The organism is Pseudohoeflea suaedae (assembly GCF_004354915.1).
GTDB lineage: Bacteria > Pseudomonadota > Alphaproteobacteria > Rhizobiales > Rhizobiaceae > Pseudohoeflea > Pseudohoeflea suaedae.
The window spans coordinates 823518-846701 of sequence record NZ_SMSI01000001.1 but is presented as its reverse complement, the minus strand read 5'-3'; the positions used below and the strand labels follow the sequence as shown (position 1 = coordinate 846701).

27 protein-coding genes are annotated in these 23184 nt (G+C 61.1%); all 27 read right to left on the bottom strand.

The features are described from left to right. Positions 1-132 precede the first annotated feature (132 nt). The gene (gene fliQ, locus E2A64_RS03975) at positions 133-399 is read right to left on the bottom strand and encodes a flagellar biosynthesis protein FliQ (protein ID WP_133283119.1); all 267 of its coding nucleotides are present in this window, start codon (positions 397-399) and stop codon (positions 133-135) included. Positions 400-426: 27 nt separating this feature from the next. Continuing rightward, positions 427-819: a flagellar hook assembly protein FlgD gene (gene flgD / locus E2A64_RS03970; RefSeq protein WP_133283118.1), complete on the bottom strand. Its 393-nt coding sequence runs from the start codon at positions 817-819 to the stop codon at positions 427-429. Then, on the bottom strand, positions 810-1259 hold the full coding sequence (gene flbT / locus E2A64_RS03965) for a flagellar biosynthesis repressor FlbT (protein ID WP_133283117.1): 450 nt from the start codon (positions 1257-1259) through the stop codon (positions 810-812). Before flbT ends, flgD begins: the two co-directional genes overlap by 10 nt. After that, positions 1256-1603 (bottom strand): flagellar biosynthesis regulator FlaF, encoded by a 348-nt coding sequence (gene flaF / locus E2A64_RS03960; protein ID WP_133283116.1) that lies wholly within the window; start codon positions 1601-1603, stop codon positions 1256-1258. Before flaF ends, flbT begins: the two co-directional genes overlap by 4 nt. A 51-nt stretch (positions 1604-1654) precedes the next feature. Continuing rightward, positions 1655-2707, bottom strand: a complete 1053-nt coding sequence (locus tag E2A64_RS03955; protein ID WP_133283115.1) for a flagellar hook-associated family protein — start codon at positions 2705-2707, stop codon at positions 1655-1657. Positions 2708-2715: 8 nt separating this feature from the next. After that, positions 2716-4179, bottom strand: a complete 1464-nt coding sequence (gene flgK, locus E2A64_RS03950) for a flagellar hook-associated protein FlgK (protein WP_133283114.1) — start codon at positions 4177-4179, stop codon at positions 2716-2718. A 37-nt stretch (positions 4180-4216) separates the two neighbouring features. Next, complete coding sequence (locus E2A64_RS03945) at positions 4217-5407, bottom strand: flagellar hook protein FlgE (protein WP_133283113.1); 1191 nt, start codon at positions 5405-5407, stop codon at positions 4217-4219. Between the two features lie 112 nt (positions 5408-5519). Then, positions 5520-6191, bottom strand: a complete 672-nt coding sequence (locus E2A64_RS03940; protein ID WP_133283112.1) for a response regulator transcription factor — start codon at positions 6189-6191, stop codon at positions 5520-5522. Between the two features lie 283 nt (positions 6192-6474). Continuing rightward, positions 6475-7041 (bottom strand): transglycosylase SLT domain-containing protein, encoded by a 567-nt coding sequence (locus E2A64_RS03935; RefSeq protein ID WP_133283111.1) that lies wholly within the window; start codon positions 7039-7041, stop codon positions 6475-6477. Beyond that, a complete protein-coding gene (fliK, locus tag E2A64_RS03930; RefSeq protein ID WP_133283110.1) occupies positions 6983-8380 on the bottom strand; it encodes a flagellar hook-length control protein FliK in 1398 nt (465 codons plus the stop codon). Before fliK ends, E2A64_RS03935 begins: the two co-directional genes overlap by 59 nt. Then, entirely contained in the window at positions 8377-9972 is a 1596-nt protein-coding gene (locus E2A64_RS03925; RefSeq protein ID WP_133283109.1) for a chemotaxis protein, read from the bottom strand. The genes fliK and E2A64_RS03925 overlap by 4 nt, the downstream gene beginning before the upstream one ends. Before the next feature lies 1 nt (position 9973). Beyond that, the gene (locus E2A64_RS03920; protein ID WP_133283108.1) at positions 9974-11179 is read right to left on the bottom strand and encodes a MotB family protein; all 1206 of its coding nucleotides are present in this window, start codon (positions 11177-11179) and stop codon (positions 9974-9976) included. After that, positions 11176-11805: a hypothetical protein gene (locus E2A64_RS03915; protein ID WP_133283107.1), complete on the bottom strand. Its 630-nt coding sequence runs from the start codon at positions 11803-11805 to the stop codon at positions 11176-11178. The genes E2A64_RS03920 and E2A64_RS03915 overlap by 4 nt, the downstream gene beginning before the upstream one ends. A gap of 256 nt (positions 11806-12061) precedes the next feature. Continuing rightward, positions 12062-13039 (bottom strand): flagellin N-terminal helical domain-containing protein, encoded by a 978-nt coding sequence (locus E2A64_RS03910; protein WP_133283106.1) that lies wholly within the window; start codon positions 13037-13039, stop codon positions 12062-12064. A gap of 251 nt (positions 13040-13290) precedes the next feature. Then, positions 13291-14265: a flagellin N-terminal helical domain-containing protein gene (locus E2A64_RS03905; protein ID WP_133283105.1), complete on the bottom strand. Its 975-nt coding sequence runs from the start codon at positions 14263-14265 to the stop codon at positions 13291-13293. Positions 14266-14533: 268 nt separating this feature from the next. Continuing rightward, positions 14534-15508, bottom strand: a complete 975-nt coding sequence (locus E2A64_RS03900; protein WP_133283104.1) for a flagellin N-terminal helical domain-containing protein — start codon at positions 15506-15508, stop codon at positions 14534-14536. A gap of 259 nt (positions 15509-15767) precedes the next feature. Continuing rightward, positions 15768-16742: a flagellin N-terminal helical domain-containing protein gene (locus E2A64_RS03895; RefSeq protein ID WP_133283103.1), complete on the bottom strand. Its 975-nt coding sequence runs from the start codon at positions 16740-16742 to the stop codon at positions 15768-15770. Between the two features lie 280 nt (positions 16743-17022). Continuing rightward, entirely contained in the window at positions 17023-17763 is a 741-nt protein-coding gene (gene fliP / locus E2A64_RS03890) for a flagellar type III secretion system pore protein FliP (RefSeq protein ID WP_133283102.1), read from the bottom strand. Further along, entirely contained in the window at positions 17760-18275 is a 516-nt protein-coding gene (locus E2A64_RS03885) for a flagellar basal body-associated FliL family protein (protein ID WP_133283101.1), read from the bottom strand. The genes fliP and E2A64_RS03885 overlap by 4 nt, the downstream gene beginning before the upstream one ends. A gap of 14 nt (positions 18276-18289) precedes the next feature. Further along, the gene (gene flgH, locus E2A64_RS03880) at positions 18290-18997 is read right to left on the bottom strand and encodes a flagellar basal body L-ring protein FlgH (protein ID WP_133283100.1); all 708 of its coding nucleotides are present in this window, start codon (positions 18995-18997) and stop codon (positions 18290-18292) included. After that, a complete protein-coding gene (locus tag E2A64_RS03875) occupies positions 18994-19581 on the bottom strand; it encodes a MotE family protein (protein ID WP_133283099.1) in 588 nt (195 codons plus the stop codon). Before E2A64_RS03875 ends, flgH begins: the two co-directional genes overlap by 4 nt. Continuing rightward, a complete protein-coding gene (locus tag E2A64_RS03870) occupies positions 19578-20702 on the bottom strand; it encodes a flagellar basal body P-ring protein FlgI (protein WP_174235767.1) in 1125 nt (374 codons plus the stop codon). Before E2A64_RS03870 ends, E2A64_RS03875 begins: the two co-directional genes overlap by 4 nt. Further along, positions 20702-21175, bottom strand: coding sequence for a flagellar basal body P-ring formation chaperone FlgA (gene flgA / locus E2A64_RS03865; RefSeq protein ID WP_244598132.1), 474 nt, complete (start codon positions 21173-21175; stop codon positions 20702-20704). Before flgA ends, E2A64_RS03870 begins: the two co-directional genes overlap by 1 nt. A 15-nt stretch (positions 21176-21190) precedes the next feature. Next, positions 21191-21979, bottom strand: a complete 789-nt coding sequence (flgG, locus tag E2A64_RS03860; RefSeq protein ID WP_133283097.1) for a flagellar basal-body rod protein FlgG — start codon at positions 21977-21979, stop codon at positions 21191-21193. Between the two features lie 28 nt (positions 21980-22007). After that, a complete protein-coding gene (gene fliE / locus E2A64_RS03855; RefSeq protein WP_133283096.1) occupies positions 22008-22334 on the bottom strand; it encodes a flagellar hook-basal body complex protein FliE in 327 nt (108 codons plus the stop codon). Further along, complete coding sequence (gene flgC / locus E2A64_RS03850; protein ID WP_133283095.1) at positions 22334-22753, bottom strand: flagellar basal body rod protein FlgC; 420 nt, start codon at positions 22751-22753, stop codon at positions 22334-22336. The genes fliE and flgC overlap by 1 nt, the downstream gene beginning before the upstream one ends. A 2-nt stretch (positions 22754-22755) precedes the next feature. Beyond that, the gene (gene flgB, locus E2A64_RS03845) at positions 22756-23139 is read right to left on the bottom strand and encodes a flagellar basal body rod protein FlgB (RefSeq protein WP_133283094.1); all 384 of its coding nucleotides are present in this window, start codon (positions 23137-23139) and stop codon (positions 22756-22758) included. Positions 23140-23184: the final 45 nt, after the last annotated feature.

Below are 23184 nucleotides of genomic sequence, written 5' to 3'. Positions count from 1 at the left end.
CCACCGTTTCGGCCTGCCCTCATGGCGGCCCGGTTCAGCCAACACCCGTACCGTCCGCATGCGGACGGCCGGGATCATGCCGGTGAAAATAGAAGCTGAAACTTGCGCGAGGGTGGCAGGCGTCAAGCGGCGCTAGAAGCCGCTTTCGATGCGCTGGAAGACGATATTGGTGAATGTCGAGATCTGGGCGCCGACGAAGGGCGCCGAAACCGCCACGGTGATCAGGATGGCGACGATCTTCGGCACGAAGGTCAGGGTGATTTCCTGAACCTGGGTCAGCGCCTGGACGAAGGCGATGGCGACACCGACGACCATGGCGACGAGAACGGCCGGGCCTGACGCAACGAGAACGGTCCAGATTGCGGTCTGGACGATATCGAGTGCGTCAGCTTCGTTCATCTGAGTATCCTTTGGCTCAAAGGCCTGTCAGCGGATCGTCATGCCCGCGCCGACAACGGCCTTGGTCCCATCCTCGAGGGTGGCGACAAGTCCGTCCGAATAGACCTGGACAGATGTTACCACACCCGAGATCGTGCCATCGGCGCTTTCAAGCGTGCGCCCGATGATGGCGCCTGCCTGATTCAGTGTCGAGCTCAAAAGAAGCATTTCCAGGTTTTCGTTGGTCTTGATGGTCTGCTCCACCTGCGAGAAGGTCGCAAGCTGGGCGATCTGTTCGGTGGAATCCATCGGTTCCGTCGGATCCTGGTTCTTCATCTGGGCGACGAGGAGCTTCAGGAACGTGTCGTAATCCATCGTGGCCTTGGCCGATGCCTGGGACGAGGCGCTCGCCGTGGCGCTTGAAACCGCGCTTACGTCCATGGTGCCAACTCCTTGCGGATCTGTTCCAGCGTAGCTGCCGGCATGGCCGGAGAATTCAGGATCTGTTCCTCGATCGGGTACAGCGCGCGGATTGCCTTGAGCGCCTCGAAAGCACGGCCCTGTGTCACCATGCCGTCGATGTGCTTGAGCTCTGCGAGAACTTCATCGTCCTTGAAGCAGGTCAGCAGCATGACGACCGACTTGCGGAACATGCCCATGGCCTGCTCGGCCCCTTCCGGATTGATCAGCATCATCTGGACGATGAAATAGAGCTGGCGAAGCGGCGTTTTGGCATCCTCAGGCTGGAGAACATGGTTCTCGAGCAGGAAGGTCACGTCGTTGAGGAACTCGAGCGCCACTTTGCGATCGACGCGAAGGACGGCGCCATTGATGAAAATCCGTTCGCCGGCCTTGAGGGAAATACGCAGCGAGCTTTTCATTTCAGCCCCTCCTTGATGATGGTGGAGATGTCGATGACACCCTGGAAATTGTCGGATTCGCCGTGGCGGATCTTCTCGGTTTCCTTGATGATCCAGATACCGATCGAGATGAGATTGGCCCTCAGCTCGTCCTGCAGCTCGTTTTCGGGCGAAGCCAGATCCTCGACAAAGCGAACCCAGAGGCGGCTTGTGAAGTGTATCGCATCGATGCACTCGCGGGTTTGACGGCCCTTCTTCATCGCCAGGCGAAGCAGGTTGATGGAATGCGTGATCGCTTCCCGCTCCCGCTCGCGCGCTTCGGCGACGCCATCCTCTTGAACATCCGCATACGAGAACTGGTACATTCCCTTGCCCTCTATTGTTTCCGGAAAGCTTTCATGCCCCGGTTTTCAGCCTTACAGGAAGTTGGTCAAGTTCAGCTGCGATATACGTGCAGTAAGCTGATATGACGTTTCAACCTGAGCCAGCAATGATTTCATTCTTGTCGAGGCCTCGTAGGCATCGACACCCTCCAGATCCGCAACGTGCAGCTTGTAGATCTTTATCTGAGCTTCCAATGCTTCATTCGCCTTGGTGACACGGTTCTCCGAAATCCCCAGTTTACTGCGAACCGAATCAATTTTGTTGACGGCTTCACCAGCATACTGAATAGCTCGTGAATTCACGGCAGAGCGGACCTCGTCCGAAATCGGGGCAGAGAGAAGCTCGAGGCCGATAACGGCGGCCAGCGCGAATGCGCGCACACCCTCGGTATTGGCATTGGTATTGCTCTCGACCACCTCGGTCCGGGAGATCCGGCTGGAGACGTTGATGTCGGAAGCCGAGGACCAGTCGGAATTCCAGTTCGCCCCGTCAAACATCGGCTCCAGCGTATTGGAGATGAAATCGTCCATCTGCGCCACGGTGATGCCGGAAGCAGCCGGGTCGGTCTGGGTAAAGCCGAAATAGGTGACGAAGGCATTGTCGAATGTCGTCTTGGCGGCAGATCCGGCAGCCTGGTAGTCGGCCAGCGGCACGGTATCGGTGTTGATCCCGCCCAGGAGATATTCGCCGTTCGACGACGTGTTGGCAGCACTGGTAAAGGTCGAGAGCGCCGTGGTGATCGACTGCTTTGCGACCGCCAGGCGGTTGGCGTCATCGGAACTGTTGACGGAAATGAATGCTTCCAGAAGATCCTGCGCCTGGCTCGACATTTCAGTCAGCGCAAGCTGGGTCGATGTCAGTCGCTGGGTGACGAGCGAATTCGAATCGCGGATCGTCTCGAGCCGGTAGACATCACGGTTGAGCGTGACGCTGCGGGAGGCCGAAGCGCCGAGCGCCTCGCCGAGATCCGCATAGCGGCCGGTAACGACTTCCTTCTGAAGGTTCTGGATTTCGACCTGACTGCGCTGGATCGTCAGCCGCATGGCGTTTTGGGCTGCAAGGGTCGATACGAAACTCGTCTTCATCTCAAATCCTATCCGGCTGCTGCCAGCAATGCCTGCAGCATCTCATCGACCGCGGAGATGATCCGCGTGGACGCCTTGTAGGACTGCTCGAGTTCAAGAAGGATGGCCATCTCCTCATCGAGGGAGACACCGGTAAGATTGGAATAGGCTTCCAGCGTGCGGTAGACGTAGGCATCCTTGGTCTCCGAGGAGGCCGCCGCATCGCTGCGGTTCTGCTCCAGCCAGCCGATGGAATCGGCCGCGAACTCGGAGAGCGTCATGGTATTGCCCAGTCCGGCAGCCCCGTCGAACGTCATGTCCTTGTCAAAACCCTGGACGTAACCGTCGAGCAGACCGGAATAGCCTGCGCCGCCCGTCGGGTTGGAGACGTAGGCGGCTCCGTTGATACCGCCGTCACGCAACAGCATCGGATTGCCGCCGGACGCCGTCACCAGCGCCGGATTGACCCTGATCGACGCGGCGACACCCGGCTCCAACGTGCCCGAGGTGAGCATCGTGCCGCCGGACCAGGTAAACAGGCCCGGCATGTCCGGCTGCGTCGGGACAGCCGACTGGTCCTTTTCCGCAAAAGCCATGATCAGGCCGCGCGCGATCTCGTCGAGCTGACGCTGAAGTCCCGGCGCATATTCGTCGCGGATCTGCAGGTTCGCCTGAAGGGTACCCTGGCTGCTCGTCGCGGCACCGGAACCGACCTCGAGCGGCTGACCGTCGATAAAGACCGCGTTACCGGTTATGTTTGCATCGAACCCACCCGTCGGCGCGAAAGTCACGGTACGCGGGCTGGTTTCGAAGAGCGTGAGTCCGCCGGCGGTATAGAGCGCCATATCGTTGGCGTCGCGCATATTGATGTCGACCGGCACGATCTCGACGATACGCTTGAGGATGCGGTCGCGCTCGTCGAGTTCCGAATTGACGTCGCGCCCGGCGCGCGTGCCACCGACGACGGCGTCGTTGGCCTTCTTGAAGTCCGCGAGAAGCGTGTTGAGGGTCTCGACGTCGATTGCAATCTGCTTGTCGGCGTCCTTGCGGGTCTGCTGCACATCGGCGGATGCATGCTGCAGGCCGAGTGCCAGCTGGTTGGCATCCGCAATGACGGATTCGGCAAGCGTCGCCTCGGACGGCTTCACCGCGAAGGTCGAAAGCGTGTCCCGGAAGCTCGCCATCAACGATGCAGGCGACGTCTCGTAATCATTGCCGCCGAATATGGACTTCAGGCGCTCGAGACCGCTGAGCAGCGTCGCCTGACCGATCGAGGCCGACGTCCCCTGCAGGCCCTGATTGAACAGGACCTGGTTCTGGGAACGCTCGGTGTTGGCAACCGTCGCTCCGAAGGTCGTCGATGCCAGGATTGCGCTGCGCCGGTTGTAGTCGGGGTTGTTTGCATTGGAAATGTTGCGCGAAACCACGGATGTCTGCGTCGAATTATTCGACAGGGCAGACTGAGCCGTTCTGATCGCGGAGGTGAGTGACATTTCCGTTGCGCCCTGGGAACCCGCCTACGAGTCCGGATTATCGTTTCAGATTGACAAGAACATCCATGAGATCGGAGCCGGTCTGGAAGACCTTCGAGTTTGCAGTGTAGTTGCGCTGCGACTCGATCATGCTGGTCAGTTCCTCGGCGATATCGACGTTGGAATCCTCCAGTGTGTTGGAGATGATCGAACCGAGCCCACCATTTTCCGGATAACCGACCACCACAACGCCGGAATCGCGGCTTTGCGAGTAAACGTTGCCGGCAAGCGGCTCGAGCATGTCCGGGCTCTGCACCGTCGCGAGCGCCAGGCGGTATTTCGGAACCAGCTCGCCATCGGCATATTTGAGCGAGACGACACCATCCGCACTGATTGCATAATCGACGACGGCCGTGGCGCCCTTGCCATCGATGTCGCCATCGGCCGAGAACTCGCCACCCAGCTGGGTGGTGTTGGACAGGTCGATCGTGATCGCGTTGAGCGACGTGCCGCCGATCATCTGCGCAGTGGTGGTGATCGATGCCGGACCGATGAGATTGCCGCTGGGATCGAAGGTCACCGCCGTCGGGCCGGAGATCGTGGTGCCGTCGTAATCGACGGTCAGCGACCAGGCGTTGTCGGCCGTCTTGGTATAGGTGAAGTTCAGGAGCCGTTCGTTGCCCTGGCTGTCATAGGCCACAAGCGAGGTCGGCTTCGAAAAACCAACCACCTCGTTGCCCGGCAGGTTGCCGCCGAGTACGCCGTTTTCCGAGGGCGTTGCCGCGAGCCTGTCATCGCTGAGGACAACCGGCTCGAGACCGGCGAAGCCGTTGATGACGATCGTCGGGTCCGCGGTCGTCGAATAGGGGTAGCCCATCAGGGTAAAGCCGGCCGTGTTGACGAGCGTGCCGTCCGACTGGACCGTGAAAGCGCCCGCACGGGTGAGGTACTCGACGCCATCCGTTCCCTGAACGATAAAGAAGCCTTCGCCCTTGATGGCCAGGTCGGTGACGGAGCTGGTGTTCGTGTAGGTGCCGGCTTCGGAAATGGAATAGCGCGTATGCGGGATGACGCCGCCCGAATTGTAGGCGCCGCCGCCGCTGGGGAGGATGAGCGATTCGAACTGCGTCGACGCCTTCTTGTAGCCGGTGGTGTTGGAATTGGCGATGTTGTCTGCGACCGTACCGAGACGGCTGGCCTGCGCGTTCATGCCGGACGCACCGGTGCGCATCATTCCTGACAGGCTCATTGCAGTTCCCCTTGTTTCATACTGGATAGGATTTTAGTTGCCGGGCCTTGCGTGAACCTGATTGGCTCAGAACCCGAAGGTCCGGAGATCATCTCCGGACCTGGAGGACCTGTCAGGCCCAGTCGATCAGGTAGCCAAGGAAACGCTTGGAATCGATCGGGTCGAAGTCGAGGCGCTTGCGCAGCTTCTTGCGCAGCTTGGAGATGTGGCTCTCGACGACGTTCTCTTCGACGTCCTCGTCGAAGATGCCGTAGATGGCATTGAAGATCTGCTGCTTGGTCACCCGGCGGCCGCGGTTGGCGACCAAATATTCCAGGATGCGGCGCTCGCGGCGCGGCAGCGGGAAGGTGCGGCCTTCGATTTCGGGATCGCGACCGTCGGAGTAAACGCGGATCGGGCCGATATCGGTATGGTTGGCCAGCGCCTTGAGGCGGCGGCGGATCGCGGCGGCCCGGGCAAGGATCTCACGCGGATGGACCGGCTTGCGGACGACGTCATCGACACCGCTGTCAAAGAAGGCAAGCGTGGATTCCAGCGAGGGCGTTTCGGAGACTGCTATAACGGGAGCCTGCGAGCGATCGCGGATGGCGCGCGGCAATTCGAGAGCCTGATCGCCGTTTCCGATGAGAAAGGCCTCGACTGCGTCGAGGTCGGAATCTGCTGCAGTGCTTACCCATTCGCCGAATTCGGCGCTGTCGAAAGCTGCGGACGGCACCCCCTCACGTCCGAAAAGTGAAGTGTAGCCGCTTTTCACGAGCTCCCGGTCATCAACTACTACGATCATTCGCCCCGTCTCCGAATCAGTGAAGTACCCCTTGTCATAAGGAGTACGAGGGGTCTGATTCCCTCTCAACAATAGGAATTACTCCCAAATTATTAACAGTTGATTAACCATAAAATTTAATGATTTGCCCATATGTTGTGGCAAGGCCGGAAGCACCCACAAAAATTTCTGGAAAAAGTTAACGCGAAAGCGAAACAAGCTTGTGGAAATTTACGAAATCGGACTCGGGCCACTGCACCCGCCTGCGAAGATCGCGGAATCCGAATTTCCATTTAAGGTTGTATCATTCGCAGAATTTCCGGGCCGGCGGGGTCCAGGCTCCGTGCCCGGCATCGACCAGGTTACGGATCACCCGGCAGACATATCGTTTCTGCGCAGGATCGTTGTTCGGGCCTGCATGATAGCGGGCAACCGCCATCGTCCATGTCTGGTGCCGGGAATGCAGGTCCGCGAGAAAGCGGGCGGCGTAGTCGACATTGCTCTCGGGATCGAGCATCTGGCCGGCAGAGGCGAAAGACCCGCCGTGATAGCGGAAATTGATCTGCATGCAGCCCAGGTCGATGAGAGTATGCCCCTCCTCCCGCGCCTTCTCGAACTCGGCAAGCGCCTCGGCCCGCGACGCCGCAAAGACCGTGCGCCCCTCGATATTGAGCGCGAAAGGATAGAGCGCGCCCTTGCGTCCCGTCTCCGTCAAGCCGACGGAATGGAGAATGCCGGCCGGAACGTTCCACTTGTGCGCGGCCTTGAGGATTTGCGCCTCACAGAGACCGGATCCGTTCGAGGCGGAAGCCTCAGAGATAGACCCCGTCAGAAGCGCCAGAAGAAGAAGTATTGCCTGACACGACTTCATGACCGAGTTCTCCGCCGTTCTGACCTCCAGTGGACCGGCCGCGGCCATCACCGCTATTGCCGTTGCCGCCAGACCCGTTCTGCGCCATTCCTTCCCGGAACTGGAACTGCTGGCCGGATGTCTGCCCCTGCTGGGCGTTCATGCCGCTCTTGTCGGAGCCGGCATTCGTCTGCTGCACCGTGATCTGGTCGATGCCGTAGCCCTGCTGGCGCAGCGCCTTGGCAATCGCGGAGGAATCGTCGGTCAGCTGGCGATAGGCCTCCGCCGACTGCACCTTCAACTCGACCTTCAGCTCGCCGTCGCTCAGGCGCATGACGGCCGTCACCTGGCCGAGCGATTCCGGATTGAGCTGGATGCGCAGGGTATGCAGCGTCTGGCCGCTACGCGGCGCCATCGCCGCGGCGTTTGCACGCTCGGCGGCGGCGGCATGCCTGAGCGCTGCAGCTTCACCGGTTTCCGCGGTCGTCTGCGGGTTCAGCCCGCTCGCATCCCGCACCAGAGCCTTGGCGACATTTTCGGCGTTCTGGGACATGCCTGAAACGGAGCGCTTCTCGAGCACCTCGACCTTGTCCATGGCGACATCGCCCTCGCCGCGGACCGAAGCGGATTTGGCACGCAGGACCGGATCGAGTTCCGCCATGTCGGCCTCCCCCTTCCGCTGGCCTTCCCTGCCGGCATTTGCACCCGCATCATCGGATTTGCCGCCACCGGCGACCGCTGCTTCGGAGATCCTGCGCCCGTCAGCGGCGCCATCGGCTGCATTGGCCGCGGCCTCGCCCTTGTCCGCATTGCCGGTTACCGGCTTGGTCTGCTGAGCGATGATGGTGGCCCGGGGATTGCCGTCGGCAACGGCAGCGGCGGCCACGGCCTTGCCGTCAACGCCGTTATTGCCATGTCCAAGCTTCTGCATGGCTTCGAGCGCAGTCTCGTCGACAGCCGGCTCATCCTCGTCGGAGGCGTCCTCGACGACCTCGATGACGATTTCGTCTGCGCCGTCCTCGTCCGCGTCGTCTTCGCTGTTTTCGGCACGCTTTGCCAGAAGCGCCAGAAGATCGATGGCCTGGCTGCCGTCGGCGTCGTCGGATTGATCCGTCTCGTCGATCTCGCGGTCATCGGAGGCTGCAGCCTGCTGCGTATTGTCTACGGCCTCGTCACGCACGGGTGCATTGTCGTCGCCGTTCCGCGTTCTCTGTTCGGGCCTGTCCGGACGGCCCGACGACAAGGCCGATGCGAAGCTGCCGGACTGACCCGAGCCCTGGTCACGCGCACCCGCGTTGGAGGAGACGTTGGGCGAACGGGTGGGAACCTGTCGGGAAAAAAGGGCATCAAGGGCATTCACGGCTTGTCTACTCCATCATTTCCCGCCAGCAGGCTGTCGATCTCGTCAATCAGCTTGTTCTGGCCTTCCAGATAACTGCGAAACTCGTCATCCACCGCGCCGGCTGCAGCGGCAGTATCGGTCGGCAGTTGCTCCCCTTCCGGCGGTTGAGACCCATCGTCCGGCATGCCGGCAAGCGGGTCGTCCGCAGCCGGCCCCGCGGACATGGTCTCGCCTTCAGTTTGCCCTTCGATGCTAGGACTGAAGGCTTGCGTGAGGCTGTTTGGGTCGGGCTCGCGGATGATTTCGTTGGCAATGAGGCGGGCTGCATCCCTCAGCGCCGCGTCGCGCGAGGAAAGCGGCATGTCGACCAGTTCGTCGAGCGAACGATCGACCTCGACCACCTGTTCGGAAGGCACGCTGGCCAAGCCCGAATAGAGCCCCGCAAGCGCCGCCGGAGCGGGATCCGACGGATCGCTGAGTTCCTTCGCCTTTTCCGCCGCGAGCAGGGCAAGGTCCGCCTGACCGTTGATCGCGGCCTTGCGTGAAATTCTGAGATAAACTTCCCGCTGACGCCGCGCGTCCATGAAGGCGAGAATCCGCTGCAGCTGGTCCGTGCCGAGAACGTCGATATGATCCGTTCCGAGTTCCACCAGCTGATCGGCATACTGACCGGCATAGGGCGAGTTGATGAAACGACGGGCGTAGAGCGAGGCATAGTGGACCGCCGCATCGATCCTGCCTTTTTTCGCCGCAACGAAGAGAGACCGGCGCAGCGCGGCCTCCTCGATGATGGTTCCCGGCGCCTCGAGACGCGCCCTGTCGAATATCTCGAGCGAGCCCTCCTCATTGAGCCCCGCCTTGACGTTTGCCGCGATGAGCGCGAGGTAGGCCGCGATACGGGTGCCGGCATAGATGTCCAGGAGTTCATCCAGCGAGGTCTGCGTGCGCACGGTCATTCCGTCGAGATAGGCGCGCAAGACAGTAGTCACCTCGTTGTCGAAATGGCCGAAGCGATCCTTGGCGGCGAGCAGATCGAGTGTATCCGGATTGCCTCCGCTCATCGCATAGACGAGTGCCGCATCGACATTGCGCGGATTGTCGAACACGCTCTGGTCGGCCTTGCGGAGCCGTTCGTCGATAACGCCGAGAAGATAGCGCTGCATCTCCATGGCGGCATGATCGCCCTGAACCACCGAATCCTGCACGTATTGAAGCGAGCGGATCAGCTGGTAGGGCTGAAGCTCCGCTGAGGTACGATTGGCGCCAGAAGCCTCCGGCGTGATCGAGCGGATGTAGTTGTCGATCGCCTGTTGTTGAGTGAGATCCTGCGGATCGGGATCCGGCGCCTCGACCTCAGCCGCCTTCTCGGCGTCTTCCCCGTCCGCATGACCGGTTTCAGCTTCCGCATGCTGCCCGCCGCCGGAGCCGGCACCCTCCGCCAGTGCCGGATGCTTGTCACCACTATGCTCCCCGCCCTGGGCCAGAACGTCGGCAACGACGTCCTCGCCATGCGACGATGAAGCTGCCCGGGCGGTCGGCGGGCCGAAAACGGCAAAGACCGCCACGATGGCGGTCGCCGCAGACAGTCGCGCGAGACGAGCCCCGAGCATATTACCCTCCGTCCACCTGGAGGAGAATTTCGATCCGCCGGTTCACTTCGGAGAACGGGTTGTCCGCATCCTTGAGCTTGCGGTCGGCAAAGCCCGAAAGTTCGACGATCCGGTCTTCGGGAACACCGCCGCGCACCAGCATGAAATAGGCGGAATGCGCGCGCTCCATCGACAGACGCCAGTTGTCGTCCGTCCCGTTGCTGAAGGGGCGGGCATCGGTGTAACCGCGGATATCGATTTCGCCTTTTCGCTTCGACAGGATCTCCCCGATTTTCTCCAGTGCGAGAACCAGCGACTTTTCGGGAACGGCCGACCCGACGCGGAACATCTCCGAATTGAGCTGATCGGTCAGCGAGACCAGGAGCCCCCCTTCCGCCGGTACGACGGTCAGCGCGTCCGACAGGCGGCCGGCCGAAATACCCTGGAGGGCGTCCTCGATTTCCTTCTTCAGCGCGCCGGCGGCCTGCAGGGCATCCGGGCTGGGCACAGCGGCATCGCCATCCTTGCCCTCTTCGCTTGCGGCCAATGCAGCCTGCTCCTGCGCCGCGCGTTCCTGCTCCGCCTTGGCTTGCGCCTCGGCAGCGATCTGCTCCCGCAAAGCGATTTCGCTTTCGGCGATGGCTTCCTTGTCGGCCTCCACCTGCTTGGACCAGAAATCCGGGTCGAAGGGGTCACGATAGGCTTCGCCTCCGGTGGCGCCGGTCGCCGGACCGGAATTTGCCGCACCACCGTCGCCGGCTTCCGACACGTTGGTATTCGTCCCGGTTTCCTGAACGATTTCAGCGAGAACGGCATAGGGATCCTTGAAGTAATCCGCTTCCGAATATTGGGTCTTCTCGCCGACGGTCGTGCTTTCCTGTTCACCCTTGTTCGCGGCTTCCCCGCTGCTGCCGGATTCACCGGGGATCGCCGATTTCGGCGCGGACTGCTCCCCGCTCTGGCTGTTGCCTTGCTCCTTCAGGCCCTTTTCGGACGGGTTGTCGTCAGTGAGCTTGATGGGATTGAAATAGCTTGCGACAGCGGCCTTTGTTTCCTCGTTCGCAGCGTTGATCAGCCACATGACGAGAAAGAACGCCATCATCGCGGTCATGAAGTCGGCATAGGCGATCTTCCAGGCGCCGCCATGGGCTTCATGCTCGCCGTCGTGGCGCCGTCGAACGATGATGATCTCGTTCTTGGTCTGGTGGATGGAAGCATCTTCGCTCAAGGCGCTTCCTTCCCGAATGTTTGTGCGAGCGCATCGAACCGGCTGCGAAGACGGGTTTCGTCGATGACGACCTCGACATCGGCGCGCGCGGCCTCGGTAAAGGTCACGCTGCCGGCCTTTTCGGCGAGCACGGCTTGCACCAAGTCCAGCCAGATGGCCGGACCGGTCACGGAAATCCTCTCGGCGGCCTCCATGTCCAGTGCGTCGCGGATCTCGGCGGCGAGAGCCTCTACCATGTTCCGGCGCAACTGATCCTCGACGAGCGGCTCCAGGATCCGCGCCACTTCATCGGAAAGACGCGCGGCGAGACCGTCCGCTCTTTCGGCAATGGCTGCCGGGAACGCCTCGGCGACAGTCTTCAGGAGCTCGACTTCGCGCGCGGCCATGGCGCGGGCGTGCTCGGCTTCCATGTCCGCGAGTTCGGTGGCGTGTTTCATCGCGAGTTCGCGCTCGGCCTCCATGCGGCCTTCGGCGCGCGCCTCCTCGCGGATCGCTTCGATCAGGGACGGATCGGGGTCGCGCCGCTTCTCCACCTCGCGCGGGGCCTGTGGCACGGCATCCGGTATCGCGCGCGCGCGGGCGGGCATATCGAATTCCGGAAGCAATTGCGCAAGCGCCAGTGACATGACTTTCTCCGTTGCGGCGGGCGGCATAGCGGCCTTCCCCGGCGGGCTCATCCCGAACCGCTGATATTGAGATCACGTAAACGCGGAATGGCGATCTCGTCCGGGACAAAGCTAGGCAGTCAAACTTGTGCGAACATGAACGAAAAGGACCGCACCAAGGGCAATTTGGTGCGGTCCGGCTATCCGCCATGACCGATGACCGGCGGCACGGCAGAGTCTCTGGTCTCTCAGGCCCTGTCGAGAGGGCCTAACTTCCTTAGTTCTGGAAGAGCGAGAGGATGTTCTGGGAGTTGGTATTGGCGATCGACAGCGACTGGATGCCCAGCTGCTGCTGCGTCTGCAGCGCCTTCAACCGCGTGGATTCCTCGTTCATGTCGGCATCGACCAGTCGTCCGATACCGCTGTCGATGGAATCCATCAGGTTGGCCACGAAGTCTTCCTGCATCGACACGCGCTTCTGGATGGCACCGAGATTGGATGCCGCGTCCGTGATCTGGCTCAGGATCGAATCGACGACGCGAACCATCTCGGTCACGGCAGCATCGGAAGTGGTCGCCGTCAGAGCGATGGCGTTACCGGATGCAGGCGTACCGGTCGTCGTGCCGGTGTCGATGAGATAGTAGTTGGCAGCCGTACCGGTGGTGCCATCGGGATTGAGCAGGTCGGCGTCGATATCCTTGGTGAAGATACCGAGGCTCTCGTTGTTCGCACCGATCAGCGTGATCGAGGTCACGTCGATATCGAGCGTGGTAATGGTGATGAGACCGTTCACATCGCGGTTGAAGCCACCGACGATGGATTTGGTGCCGGCCACAGTCAGGGCTTCGTTGTTCAGCCAGTTCTCACCGGAGAACGATGCGGATTCCGCAATCGACTGCAGCTGGTTCTTGAGCTCGGTGAGCTCCTTGTTGATCTTGGTCTTGTCGACGCCGGGCTCGCGAGCGGCCACCAGCTTGTTCTTGATTTCAGTGACGACCTCGATCGAGGATTCCATCGCGGTGTAAGCGACGTCGACCTTAGCGGCACCGAGGCCCAGGGCGTCCTTGACGGTCGACATGGCCTGGTTGTCGGATCGCATCGTCGTGGCGATCGACCAGTAGGCCGCGTTGTCGGCAGCTGTTTCGACCCGGTATCCCGAGGAGACGCGAGCCTGCACGGTTTCCATGTCGGAGTTGATTGTACGAAGAGTCTGAAGCGCGGCCATAGCCGCGGTGTTGGTCATGATACTTGACATAAGGGAACCCCAATACTTGCCCACGGGGAGAAAAAAATACCGGCTCTCCGGCTACGGTGGTGGAGCGTCATGCGGCGGTCGAATCGCGACCGGAACCATCGTGGTTACCCTTTTGTAAAGCCTTATGGTTAATCACCGGTTAATGCAATCAGGATGCTGAATATTTTTCCCCGATGACATGAAAAAGGGGCCGCGCAGCGCGCGACCCCTGGTTTGAACCGATACCCCGGAAAGCCGGAGCAGGCTTTGGCTTATCGGAACAGGGACAGGATGTTCTGCGAGTTGGAGTTGGCGATCGAGAGCGACTGGATGCCCAGCTGCTGCTGCGTCTGAAGCGCCTTCAACCGCGTGGATTCCTCGTTCATGTCGGCATCGACGAGACGGCCGATACCACTGTCGATGGAATCCTTGAGGTTGGCGATGAAGTCTTCCTGCATCGAGATGCGCTTGTTGACCGCACCGAGGTTGGAGGCGGCATCCGTCATCTGGCTCAACATGGAATCCACGACGCGGAGCATGTCGGTGACCTGCTGGTCGGTGGTGGTCGCCGAAAGCGTGATCGCCGTACCCGAAGCAGCCGTACCGTTGGTTGAGCCGGTGTCGATCAGGTAGTAGTCGCGGGCCGTGGTCGAGGTCGAGTCGGCATCGAGCGCGTTGGCATCGATGTCCTTGGTCAGGATACCGAGGCTTTCGTTGTCGGCGCCGATCAGCGTGAGCGAGGTCACGTTGATGTCGAGCGTCGTGATCGAAACCAGGCCGGCGGAATCGCGGTTGAAGCCACCGACGATCGACTTGGTGCCGGCTGCGGCAGTGGTCTCGTTCTTCAGCCAGTTCTCGCCGGAGAAGGAGGCCGAGTCGGCGATCGAGGAGAGCTGGTTCTTCAGCTCGGTGATTTCCTTGTTGATCTTGGTCTTGTCGACGCCCGGCTCACGCGCGGCGAGAAGCTTGTTCTTGATCTCGGTGATCACTTCGATCGAGGATTCCATGCCGGTGTAGGCGGTGTCCACCTTTGCGGCACCGAGGCCGAGGGCATCCTTGACGGTGGAGAGAGCCTGGGAGTCCGAACGCATGGTGGTCGCGATCGACCAGTAGGCAGCGTTGTCCGCTGCGGTCTCGACACGATAGCCCGAGGAAATGCGCGCCTGGGTCGTTTCCATGTCGTTGTTGATCGAACGCATGGTCTGGAGAGCCGCCATTGCGGCGGAATTGGTCATAATGCTGGTCATGAGAGTGTCCCTTGAACATGACTTACGTGGGACATACCGGGTTAGGGAACCGGCAACGGCATCAAGACCTCATGTCAACTACGAAATACATTCGTTGAACGTAGCGCGCCATTACGCCGTCATTAATAGCGCATTATCCTTACCGAATATTTAAGTGCGTTATTATAAAAATGACGTGCTGCGCGTCGCACGGGACAGCCGAGGCACGAAAAAGCCCGCCGGCGAATGTCGCCGGCGGGCCATCCCCACCCTGATTGTCGGCCGCTTGTTAGCGGAACAGCGACAGGATGTTCTGCGAGTTGGAGTTGGCGATCGAAAGCGCCTGGATGCCCAGCTGCTGCTGCGTCTGAAGCGCCTTCAACCGCGTGGATTCCTCGTTCATGTCGGCATCGACGAGGCGGCCGATACCGCTGTCGATGGAATCCCTCAGGTTGGCCACGAAGTCTTCCTGCATCGAGATGCGCTTGTTGACCGCACCGAGGTTGGAGGCGGCGTCCGTCATCTGGCTCAGCATGGAATCGACCACACGAACCATGTCCGTCACCTGCTGATCGGTTGTGGTGGTGGCGAGAGCGATCTCGGTACCCGAGGAGGCCGTACCGGCCGTACCGCCGGAATCGATCAGGTAGTAGTCGCGAGCCGCGGTGCCGACGGCATCGGCGTCGAGAGCATTGGCGTCGATGTCCTTGGTGAGGATGCCGGTGCTTTCGTTGTCTGCACCGATCAGCGTGAGCTTGCTGACGTCCACATCGAGCGTGGTCAGCGAGATCATGCCGTTCACATCGCGGTTGAAACCACCGACGATCGACTTGGTGCCGGCTGCGGTCGCCGACTCGTTCTGGAGCCAGTTCTCACCGGAGAAGGTCGCGGATTCCGCGATCGACTGCAGCTGGTTCTTGAGCTCGGTCAGTTCCTTGTCGATCTTGGTCTTGTCGACGCCGGGCTCCTTGGCAGCAAGGAGCTTGTTCTTGATCTCGGCAACCACTTCGATGGCCGAATTCATACCGGTGTAGGCGGTGTCCACCTTGGCGGCGCCGAGGCCGAGAGCGTCCTGAACGGTCGACAGCGCGCCCGAGTCGGAACGCATGGTGGTCGCGATCGACCAATAGGCCGAGTTGTCGGCCGCCGAGTTGACGCGATAGCCGGAGGAGATGCGCGACTGGGTGGCTTCCATATCCGAATTGATGGAACGCATGGTCTGGAGAGCGGCCATTGCGGCCGTGTTAGTCATGATACTCGACATGATTAGTTGTCCCTAAAAATACAACAAAAACTGGGACATACCGGATTTGAAGACCGGCGATGGCATACGGACTTCATGTCAACTACGAGATACAACGTCACACGTAGCACGCCATTCATGAGCGCATTAGTGACGTCTAAAAGTTACGTAAAATTTAAGGGGCATTGGAAATGTCGGCCCAAACATCCCTCAACGACGTCGACCCCGCCGGCGAATGATGCCGGCGGGGTCGATATCAGATTTCTCAGCTGTTTCCGGATTAACGGAAGAGCGAGAGAACGTTCTGCGAGTTGGCGTTGGCGATCGACAGGGCCTGGATACCCAGCTGCTGCTGTGTCTGCAGGGCCTTGAGGCGGGTCGATTCCTCGTTCATGTCGGCATCGACGAGACGGCCGATACCCTTGTCGATGGTGCTCATCAGGTTGGAGACGAAGTCTTCCTGCATCGAGATGCGCTTGTTGACCGCACCGAGGTTCGAGGCAGCATCCGTCATCTGGCTGAGCATGGAATCCACCGCACGCACCATGTCGGTGACCTGCTGATCGGTGGTGGTCGCCGAAAGCGTGATCGCCGTACCCGAAGCAGCGGTACCGTTGGTGGAACCGGTGTCGATCAGGTAGTAGTTGCGAGCCGTGGTGGTGGCCGCATCCGGGTCGAGCGCGTTGGCGTCGATATCCTTGGTCAGGATACCCAGGCTTTCGTTGTCGGCGCCGATCAGGGTCAGCGAGGTGACGTTGACGTCGAGGGTCGTGATCGAGATCTGGCCAGAGGAATCACGGTTGAAGCCACCGACGATGGACTTGGTGCCGGCTGCGGTGGTCGCTTCGTTCTGCAGCCAGTTTTCGCCGGAGAAGGAAGCCGATTCCGCGATCGAGGAAAGCTGGCTCTTCAGCTCGGTGATTTCCTTGTTGATCTTGGTCTTGTCGACACCCGGCTCCTTGGCGGCAAGAAGCTTGTTCTTGATCTCGGAAACCACATCGATTGCCGAGTTCATGCCGGTGTAGGCGGTGTCCACCTTCGCGGCGCCGAGGCCGAGAGCGTCCTTGACGGTCGACAGGGCCTGGTTGTCCGAACGCATCGTGGTTGCGATCGACCAGTAGGCCGAGTTGTCGGCAGCGGAGTTGACGCGGTAGCCGGAGGAGATACGCGACTGGGTTGCTTCCATGTCGGCGTTGATAGACCGCAAGGTTGCCAGAGCGGACATTGCGGAGTTGTTGGTCATGATGCTTGTCATTGGGATTGTCCCTTGAAACTCGTTACTAATGAGGGACATACCGGACTTCTATACTTACCGGTGATGATGGATGGCGTCATGCCTGAGGGATCGTTTACTCACGAAAACCCGCGTCCGTCATGTTGAGAAGGAAGATCGCACCGGCCGGCCTTCAATTCAATTAATTTCGATAGGCCAATGTGGCTAACGCAGTTCAGGGTAAACGGAATATTTCCCGCCCCTCCGCAGATGTCGCAATATGGATGAAAGTGAGAGCCGGCTCGCCTGCGCAAGTCGGCGCTTATCCCACGAAGGATCGCACCAGACTGCCGACAAGCAGGTTCCAGCCGTCGATCAGCACGAAGAACAGGATCTTGAAGGGCAGAGAGATCGCTGTTGGCGGCAACATCATCATGCCCATCGACATGGTGATCGTTGCAACCACGAGGTCGATGACGAGGAACGGCAACACGACGAGGAAGCCGATCTCGAAGCCGCGCCTGATCTCCGAGATCATGAAAGCGGGCACGAGTACACGCATGTCGATCTTGCCCTCGGTTTCGGTTTCCTGGCCTCGCTCAGTGGCGAGATCCACGAAGAGGGCGAGATCCTTGGGGCGCGTGTTGACCAGCATGAAGTCGCGAAAGGGGTCGGCAATACGTTCGATGGCCTGCTGTTCGGTGATCTGGTTTTCGAGAAGCGGGTTGACGCCCTCGTCCCATGCGCGATCGAAGGTCGGCGCCATGACGTAGAAGGTCATGAACAGCGCAAGACTGACGAGTATGAGATTGGCGGGCGTGGACTGAAGCCCCATCCCGGTGCGCAGGATCGCGAAGGCGATGATGAAGCGCGGGAAGGATGTGACCATGATCAGGATGCCGGGCGCGATGGACAGCACCGTCAGCAGCCCGAATGTCCTGATGATCCAGCTCGCAACCGAACCGTCGACCGGCGTCTGGAAGATGCCGGGGTCCAATCCCTGGGCCGTCGCTGCGGCCGGTGCCGCGACGAGCGCCGCCAGAAGAATTAGAAAACGGATCATTCGATCACGAAGGTCCTGAATATCACATCCGTGACATCGCCCTGCGAGCGCAAGCGCGCCCGTTCGACAATGTCATCCCGGAGGTACTCAAAACCGCGCGGTCCTTCAATCTGTTGAAGCGAAACAGTACGCAGATAAGCGAGGATATCCTCATTTATCCGGTCCGCGAGGGCCTCATCGGGCGTTTCCTTGAACAGCAGGGAGAGTTCGAGACGTACCCAGCTGTCCGAAGGATAGGAGAGATTCGTCGTGATCGGGCCGATCGGATAGAGCGAGGGGCGGACATGCTCCTCCTCCGCCGTCGCCTTTTCCTCACCGCCGCCGTGGCCGGCCTGCGCCTGCTTGGCTTCCTCTTCCTTCTGCTTGATCTCCGGCGCAAGCATGCCGCCGACGATCCAGCCGCCGCCGCCGCCCACGAGCGAGAGCACCAGGACCGCCGCAAGGGTGACGATCAATCCGCCCTTCTTCTTCGGGGCGTCTCCGGCGGCGTAGTCGATCTCGGCGTGTGACATGGCGGCGCTCCGGATCAGATCGGCGAGAGGATATCGACGAGCTGCTGGCCGACGGGCGGTTGTTGAACTTCCGTCAGGCGGCCGCGGCCGCCATAGGAGACGCGGGCCTCGGCGATCTTGTCGTAGGCGATCGTGTTGTTGTGATCGACGTCCTGCGGCCTGACGATACCGGCAATGTTGAGAATGCGCAGCTCGTGGTTGACGCGGACTTCCTGCGAGCCGGAGATGATCAGGTTGCCGTTCTGCAGCACGCCGGCAACGACGGCCGCAATCTTGAGGTTGAGCTTTTCGGAACGCTCCGTGGTACCGGTGCCCTTGGTGGATGTGTTCGAACCGTAATCGACACTTCCGCTGCCCTCCGCGCCGATGGCGGGAATCCCGAGGGTCGCGCTGATGCCACTGGAGTTGACCCGGCTGCGATCGGTAGCGTTGTCGAAGGTCGCCTTGTCGTTGATCCTGAGATCGACGGTCAGGAGATCGCCGATCGCATGGGCGCGGGAATCGGTGAAAAGCTTGGACTGACGATCGTCCCAGAGCGAGAAATTGTTGGCACGCTGCGGCGGCTGTTTCGGATACATCGCCATTTCAGGCGTCGACGAATAGGCAAGGCCCGAGCCCACGGGGCTCATATCCGGCGCGCGGCCCACTTCCTTGATCGTCTGCGACGCGCAGCCTGTGAGCAGCGCGGCAGCGGCGACGGTGAGGATACCAAACCTGGTCATGACGGATCCTTCGGCTGCTCGGCGGCAGCGGCATTAGCAATGATACCGGCCAGCCCTGCGGCTTTTTCCGGATCCATTTCATTGAGAATCTGGCTGGAAAGCCGCGCATTGAGCTTCATTACGATGGCAGCGGCGACGCCGGGATTGATCAGCGACAATTGCGCCGCAGCGGCGTCGGGACGCATTTTCTTGTAGATGTCGACGAGCGTTCCTTCGGCGACCTTCATGAAGTCATCGCGCTTGCCGAGCCATTTCTCGTACTCGTCGCGACGCTGTTCGAGGACCGCGATACGTTCGTCGACCTTGACCTTGAGGCTTTCCAGCTCGTTTTTCTGCCGGAGATAACGCTGGTCCCGCGCGGCATCCGCGATGTTTGCGCAATAGGCCTCGATCTCGCTCTCATAGGACTTTTGTTCGACGGCTCCCTCCGTGCCCGGATCATTCGAAATCCGGTCGTTGAGGACCTCCGTCGTGTCAGCAGTTTCCGCCTGAGCGGGGATGGCAACGCCGTAGCCGGCGGCCAGCGCCAAGCCGATGACGGCGGCAAAGCGCCGGGTGCGGATGATGGTGAGGCGCGTCGTCATTGCAGTACCAGTTCAGCTTGCAGAGCGCCTGCCGACTTGATGCCCTGAAGGATTGCGATGATCCCGTCCGGCTTCACGCCGATGGAGTTGAGACCGGCAACCAGCGTGCGCAGATCCGGGCCGCTGATGATCGCGACCTGTCCGCCGTCCACGCCCGCCGTGATGTCGGTCAGCGGCTCGATGGCGGTCACACCGTCGGAGAAGGGAGCCGGCTGCACGACCGTCGGCGTCTCGTTGACCTTGACGGTCAGCGTTCCGTGGCTGACGGCGACTTGCGAGACGCGGACATCATTGCCGATGACGATGGTACCGGTACGTTCGTTGACGACCACCCTGGCCGGGCTGTCCGTCTCGACCACCAGCGCCTCGAGTTCGGCCATGAGGCGGGCGAGGTCGGCGGTGTCGGGCTTGCGAACCGCGATGGTGGTGGAATCGCGGGCTTCCGCGATTGCCTGACCATAGCGGTTCGTCGCATAGGAATTGATCACGTCGGCAATGCCGACTGCGGTCGAGAAATCCGGGTTGCGCAGCTGGAAGATCAGGCCACCGAGCTGTTTGAAGCTCGCCGGGATTTCACGCTCGATCGTGGCTCCGCCCGGCAGCCGACCCGCGGTCGTCACACCCTGCTGGAGTGTCGCGGCATCGCCCTCCGCCGTCACGCCGGAGACGATGACCGAACCTTGCGCGACTGCATAGACCTGGCCGTCGGCACCCGACAGCGAGGTCATGACCAGCGTTCCGCCACGCAGCGACGTGGCATCGCCCAGCGAGGATACGGACACATCCATGCGCGAACCGACCGTCGCAAAGGGCGGCAGGTTGGCCGTAACGATGACGGCCGCGATATTGTTGGCGCGGGAGGCGCCGCCTTCGGTGGAGATACCGAGGTTCTGGAGCATGGCGCGCAGCGACTGCTCGGTGAACGGCGAGTTGCGCAGACTGTCGCCCGTCCCCTGCAGGCCGACGACGAGACCGTAGCCGATCAACTGGTTGTCACGCGCGGCCTGAAGCTGCGCGATATCCTTGATGCGCGACGCCGCACCCGCCGACTGCGCAGCGAGAATGCCGATCGTGCCGGCGATCACCAGCAGAGCCAGGAAACGTGCGCGGCGCCAGGTCATCATTTCCGCACCACCCTGATGGTTCCGTTCTGCATCACGGTTCCCGAGACGATGATGCCGGAATCGACGTTGCGCACGCGGATGAGCTCGCCGACGGAGGCGTTCTGCAACGGCGTGCCGGGAGCGCTGATCGTCAGCCCCCCTTCCGAGAAGAAGATGGTCACGGCCGAACCGCGCTGGACGGCCCAGGCCTCACGCAGCGAGGCGACGGGAATGGTCCGGCCCGCCAGCAATGTCCGGGTGGCGACCATGCCGTCGATTTCGCCGAAATCGACGGCGAATCCGGGGGCCAGGTTCGGATTGGTGATATCCACGCTGCGGACCATCTGGCTGGTGATCGTCTCGCCGGGATAGATCGTGCGTTCGGGCACCAGGGCCACGCCTGCCGCATGAGCGGCGAACGGCAGGACGCTGACGCCCAGCGCAAACGCCAGACGGGCCGTGGTTCTGGTAATCGACCTGGCAAACATCATGTCCGCCGCGCTCCTTTACCTCAGGTTCTTGCTGACCACCGATGCCATTTCGTCGGCGGCCTGGATGATCTTGGAGTTCATCTCGTAAGCACGCTGGGCGGAAATCAGATCGGTGATTTCCTTGACGGGATCGACATTGGAGGCTTCCAGATAACCCTGCTGGATATGGGCATACCCCGGATCATCCGGAATGCCGACGATCGCCGGGCCGGATGCCGGCGTCTCGGCGAACAGGTTGTCGCCCAGCGGCTCGAGGCCGGCTTCGTTGACAAAGTTCGCTAGCGTGAGCTGACCGAGCTCGGTCATTTCGGTGTCGTCGCCGAGACGGGCGAAGACCTGCCCGGTGCGGGAGATTTCCACTTCGGTGACATTGTCGGGGAAGACGATACCCGGGACGACGGTGTAGCCGTCGATGGTGACGAGCTGGCCGTCGGCATTGGTGTTGAAGGTGCCGGCGCGGGTGTAGACCGTGTTGCCCGCCGGGTCCTCGATCTGAAACCAGCCGCGACCGACGAGGGCGACATCGAGCTTGTTGGATGTACCGACCAGCGATCCCTGGATGTGAAGGTTGCGGACTGAAGCCGCCTTCACGCCGAGACCGATATGCGCGCCTTCCGGCACGATCGCCTGGTTGGCGGCGTTCGGCACGCCCTGGCTGCGTTCGACCTGGTAGAGAAGATCGGTAAATTCGGCGCGTGCGCGCTTGAAGCCCGTGGTGTTGATGTTCGCCACGTTGTTGGCGATCACCTCGAGATTGAGCTGCTGGGCGTTCATGCCTGTGGCTGCGATGGCCAATGCCTTCATGGCGTTCTTATCCTTGCTTCTGAGTACGTCAGATCTGCATTCGTGAAACTTCGAGGTAGGCGGTTACCAGCTTGTCGCGGATGGCGATGGCCGTCTGCAGCGATTGCTCCGCGCTCATCAGCGCATCGACGACCTGGCGGGTGTCGGCCTCGCCCTTCACGGCTGCGAAGGACTGCGCTTCCGCGCCCTTGAGATTGTCGATCACGCCCGTTCCGAGCGACTGCAACACGTCCGAAAAGCTCGGACCGGCTGCCTGTCCGGCACTTGCGCCCTGGACGGAAGATCCTGCGCCAACCGCCTGCTCGACGGCCTGACCGATCGCACGGCCGGCGACGCCTCCAACGAGTTCAATCATTATGACGGCCTCAACAGATCAAGTGTCATGGAGACCAGTTCCCGCGTCTGCTTGATCGTCTGCAGGTTGGCCTCGTAGGTTCGGTTTGCCTCGCGCATATCGGCGAGTTCGATGAGCATGTTGACGTTCGGCTGCTTGACCATGCCGTTGGCGTCTGCCGCCGGGTGGCTCGGATCGAACTCGACGTCGAAGGCGGACTGATCCTCGCCGAGACGCTCGACGCGAGCCATCGCCGCACCGCTTGCCCGATCGAGCTCCCAGGAAAAGGAGATCGTCTTGCGGCGATAGGCGTCGGCCCCCGGCGTCGAGCCGGTGGATTCGGCATTGGCGAGGTTTTCCGACACGATGCGAAGGCGCGTCTCCTGAGCCTTCAGCCCGGACGAAGCGATCTTCGAGGAAAGGGTGAGAGGATCAACCATGCTCAGCTCTTCACCGTCATCAGCATCATGCGGTGGAAGCTTTTGACGAGACCGGCATTGATTTCATACTGCCGCTTGATCTCGGAGGTCTTGGCGATCTCGTCCGGCAGCGACACCGTATTGCCCGAAGGCAGGATCTCGACACCGTCCTGAATCTGGGAACTCTGGCTGACCGAGCTGCGGATCGGGTCTTCCGTCATGTGGCCGGGCCTGGTCGCCGCCATCCGCATGCCGGTCTCCTGCAACACCGCATCGAAAGCAGCCACGTCGCGAGCCTGGTAGCTCGGCGTGTTGGCGTTGGCGATGTTGCCGGCAACGACCGTCTGCCGGACCGTCAACCAGTGGGCCTGCTTGGATGCGAGATCGAATAGCTGGATCGGCTGCATGAAGATATCCCCTTCTTACAGCGCAGACTATGCAGCTAGGCTTGT

What these genes read in the sequence shown, in the direction of transcription:
- E2A64_RS03875 (WP_133283099.1), bottom strand. Translation starts at nt 19,581, where the DNA reads ATGACGACGCGCCTCACCATCATCCGCACCCGGCGCTTTGCCGCCGTC.
- E2A64_RS03900 (WP_133283104.1), bottom strand. Translation starts at nt 15,508, where the DNA reads ATGTCGAGTATCATGACTAACACGGCCGCAATGGCCGCTCTCCAGACC.
- E2A64_RS03945 (WP_133283113.1), bottom strand. Translation starts at nt 5,407, where the DNA reads ATGAGCCTGTCAGGAATGATGCGCACCGGTGCGTCCGGCATGAACGCG.
- flaF (WP_133283116.1), bottom strand. Translation starts at nt 1,603, where the DNA reads ATGTACCAGTTCTCGTATGCGGATGTTCAAGAGGATGGCGTCGCCGAA.
- flgK (WP_133283114.1), bottom strand. Translation starts at nt 4,179, where the DNA reads ATGTCACTCACCTCCGCGATCAGAACGGCTCAGTCTGCCCTGTCGAAT.
- E2A64_RS03905 (WP_133283105.1), bottom strand. Translation starts at nt 14,265, where the DNA reads ATGACCAGCATTATGACCAATTCCGCCGCAATGGCGGCTCTCCAGACC.
- flbT (WP_133283117.1), bottom strand. Translation starts at nt 1,259, where the DNA reads ATGAAAAGCTCGCTGCGTATTTCCCTCAAGGCCGGCGAACGGATTTTC.
- E2A64_RS03895 (WP_133283103.1), bottom strand. Translation starts at nt 16,742, where the DNA reads ATGACAAGCATCATGACCAACAACTCCGCAATGTCCGCTCTGGCAACC.
- E2A64_RS03955 (WP_133283115.1), bottom strand. Translation starts at nt 2,707, where the DNA reads ATGAAGACGAGTTTCGTATCGACCCTTGCAGCCCAAAACGCCATGCGG.
- fliE (WP_133283096.1), bottom strand. Translation starts at nt 22,334, where the DNA reads ATGATTGAACTCGTTGGAGGCGTCGCCGGCCGTGCGATCGGTCAGGCC.
- flgD (WP_133283118.1), bottom strand. Translation starts at nt 819, where the DNA reads ATGGACGTAAGCGCGGTTTCAAGCGCCACGGCGAGCGCCTCGTCCCAG.
- flgC (WP_133283095.1), bottom strand. Translation starts at nt 22,753, where the DNA reads ATGGTTGATCCTCTCACCCTTTCCTCGAAGATCGCTTCGTCCGGGCTG.
- E2A64_RS03935 (WP_133283111.1), bottom strand. Translation starts at nt 7,041, where the DNA reads ATGAAGTCGTGTCAGGCAATACTTCTTCTTCTGGCGCTTCTGACGGGG.
- E2A64_RS03885 (WP_133283101.1), bottom strand. Translation starts at nt 18,275, where the DNA reads ATGTCACACGCCGAGATCGACTACGCCGCCGGAGACGCCCCGAAGAAG.
- E2A64_RS03925 (WP_133283109.1), bottom strand. Translation starts at nt 9,972, where the DNA reads ATGCTCGGGGCTCGTCTCGCGCGACTGTCTGCGGCGACCGCCATCGTG.
- E2A64_RS03910 (WP_133283106.1), bottom strand. Translation starts at nt 13,039, where the DNA reads ATGTCAAGTATCATGACCAACACCGCGGCTATGGCCGCGCTTCAGACT.
- fliQ (WP_133283119.1), bottom strand. Translation starts at nt 399, where the DNA reads ATGAACGAAGCTGACGCACTCGATATCGTCCAGACCGCAATCTGGACC.
- flgG (WP_133283097.1), bottom strand. Translation starts at nt 21,979, where the DNA reads ATGAAGGCATTGGCCATCGCAGCCACAGGCATGAACGCCCAGCAGCTC.
- E2A64_RS03940 (WP_133283112.1), bottom strand. Translation starts at nt 6,191, where the DNA reads ATGATCGTAGTAGTTGATGACCGGGAGCTCGTGAAAAGCGGCTACACT.
- E2A64_RS03915 (WP_133283107.1), bottom strand. Translation starts at nt 11,805, where the DNA reads ATGTCACTGGCGCTTGCGCAATTGCTTCCGGAATTCGATATGCCCGCC.
- flgA (WP_244598132.1), bottom strand. Translation starts at nt 21,175, where the DNA reads ATGATGTTTGCCAGGTCGATTACCAGAACCACGGCCCGTCTGGCGTTT.
- flgB (WP_133283094.1), bottom strand. Translation starts at nt 23,139, where the DNA reads ATGCAGCCGATCCAGCTATTCGATCTCGCATCCAAGCAGGCCCACTGG.
- E2A64_RS03870 (WP_174235767.1), bottom strand. Translation starts at nt 20,702, where the DNA reads ATGACCTGGCGCCGCGCACGTTTCCTGGCTCTGCTGGTGATCGCCGGC.
- flgH (WP_133283100.1), bottom strand. Translation starts at nt 18,997, where the DNA reads ATGACCAGGTTTGGTATCCTCACCGTCGCCGCTGCCGCGCTGCTCACA.
- fliP (WP_133283102.1), bottom strand. Translation starts at nt 17,763, where the DNA reads ATGATCCGTTTTCTAATTCTTCTGGCGGCGCTCGTCGCGGCACCGGCC.